This is a genomic window from Acinetobacter sp. YH12249 (assembly GCF_013417475.1).
In the GTDB taxonomy this organism is placed as follows: domain Bacteria; phylum Pseudomonadota; class Gammaproteobacteria; order Pseudomonadales; family Moraxellaceae; genus Acinetobacter.
This window is the reverse complement of sequence record NZ_VPDX01000070.1, coordinates 1-1,821: the sequence shown is the minus strand read 5'-3', so window position 1 is coordinate 1,821 and position 1,821 is coordinate 1. Positions and strand designations below refer to the sequence as shown.

Here is a 1,821-nt window from a genome sequence, read left to right as displayed (position 1 = left end):
AGAATATATTCACTATTATAACCATGAGCGAATCAAGGTTAAATTAAAAGGACTGACCCCTGTAGAATACAGAAATCAGTTCTTAGAAATTGCCTAACTTACTGTCTAACTTTTGGGGGTCAGATCAGTCGTGAGGGTTTTCTTTTAAGTAGGTGAAGCTCGATAAACCTAAACCAAGTCGCCACTTTTACTTCGTCCAAGATGATCTTTAAAATCTAAATATCGTCATGGAAGGAGGAAACTATTTGACCTTTCACACACTTCCTACTCTAATAGTATTTTTCTAGCTCAGTTTTTAATCTTGCCTTATGCGCCAAAAAGTTGTCCTTCTTGATCTCGAAAATAACTTTCCTACAGCCAAACTGTTACGTGACATTGTTGAACATTATCCGACCTTGTATCTGTTTAACTGTGCCGGAAAATTCGAGTTTGCTCTAGAAGAACTGACTGAGTTGGCGAGCTGGATCAGCAGTGGACAAATTATCATTCTGGATGTCCCGGAAGCAGAGCATAAGGAATATGAATATGCCGTGATTGTGGGCCAGTTGATGGCTTTGCTGGAAGCAGATACTCAGGTCGAGCTGATCTCTGCGATGGATAGCAGTGAAATGCTAATGCAGATGCTACAGGCTTCAGATATTGATTGCAGCCTGATTCAGGTGTTGCCAGAGGATGCATCAACAGAGACTCAAGATAAACCCAAAATCCAGTTGCCAAGTATTGAAGCCATTAAAGCTAAACCGGCTTTGCAGCTGGTGAAAAAATATTGTGATGCGCTCGGCAAGATGAGTGGTAAACCGACCACGCTCGAAACCTTAAAAAATTCTGTCACCAATATTCTGCAAGTTTTACCAGGCAAAGCCCAGCATGTAGTTGGCATGCTGATTAATCTGAAAATAGTCAAACGTTATGACGAGCAAATCAGTTTCCGTAAAAAAGTGCTGAAACAGTGGGTGCAGCTGGATCTCAATGAACATGTACCCATTGAAAAACCAGCTTTGAATCAGGTGATCTCGAAGCTTAATCCTGAAGAGCCTGCTGTTGAACCTGCTCAATCTCCGATTCAGTCTGCCCAGCAAGGCCTGTTCAAAAACTTTAATAAAATTGATCCGGTACAGCTCGAAGTTGCACGCAAGCTGCGCGAATTACAGGGAAATAAGCCTAAAGATATTTATGAATTACGTGATTTGCTCGAGCAGTTATTTCCAAAATCCGATATCCGTCTTTTACTTAAAGAGTTGATTGAAAAAGGATATATTTATTGGAATGGTCACGAAGTGTTATATAGTCATGAGATGTTTCTAAATTAGAATAATCTCATGAGGGCATATGAAAAAAATACTGTTATTGGATATTGAAAATCAGCCTAAAACAGAAAATGAGTTACTCAGCCTGCTCAAATCCTATGCCCTTGTTTATCTGGTTTATGCAAAATCCCCTGTAGCCTTGAGTCTGGATGGATTGCAAAATCTGTCTGCTCATGTAGTTCAAAAGCGTCTGGTCTTAATTAAAATGCCAAAAACCGGACCTGATGCTGCTGATTTTGGCTTGGCATTTGTAGCCGGGCAGTTGTCTATACAAATGCAGGCATCTGAAGCTGAATTTGATGTCATGTCGAATGACAAGAAATTTGAATATATTAGACCTCTTTCATAAATCATTTTTTGCTCAGTTCCAAGTTGTAGATTCCAGCAATTAAATTGAATCTCAAACCAAGCCTTTTACCTCTATTTCGATAACGCTCAGCAAGGATTTTGAAGGTTTTCAGGCTGCCAAATACATGCTCAATTCCAATTCTTCTTTTATTGATTTCTTGATTAT

At 39.4% G+C, this 1,821-nt stretch carries 4 protein-coding genes; 3 read left to right on the top strand and 1 reads right to left on the bottom strand.

The genetic code is table 11. The features are described 5' to 3' along the window. The 3 genes from FTV25_RS15910 to FTV25_RS15900 all read left to right on the top strand — a co-directional run. On the top strand, positions 1-97 hold a 97-nt coding region (locus FTV25_RS15910), incomplete at its 5' end, for an IS3 family transposase (protein ID WP_180004528.1). Positions 98-308: 211 nt separating this feature from the next. Beyond that, complete coding sequence (locus FTV25_RS15905; RefSeq protein WP_180004526.1) at positions 309-1,310, top strand: hypothetical protein; 1,002 nt, start codon at positions 309-311, stop codon at positions 1,308-1,310. 19 nt (positions 1,311-1,329) lie between these two features. Further along, a complete protein-coding gene (locus FTV25_RS15900; protein WP_257219037.1) occupies positions 1,330-1,656 on the top strand; it encodes a PIN domain-containing protein in 327 nt (108 codons plus the stop codon). A 1-nt stretch (position 1,657) separates the two neighbouring features. On the opposite strand, the gene FTV25_RS15895 is transcribed toward FTV25_RS15900, so the two are convergent. After that, a partial coding sequence (locus FTV25_RS15895; RefSeq protein WP_143222548.1) for a transposase occupies positions 1,658-1,821 on the bottom strand: 164 nt, incomplete at its 5' end.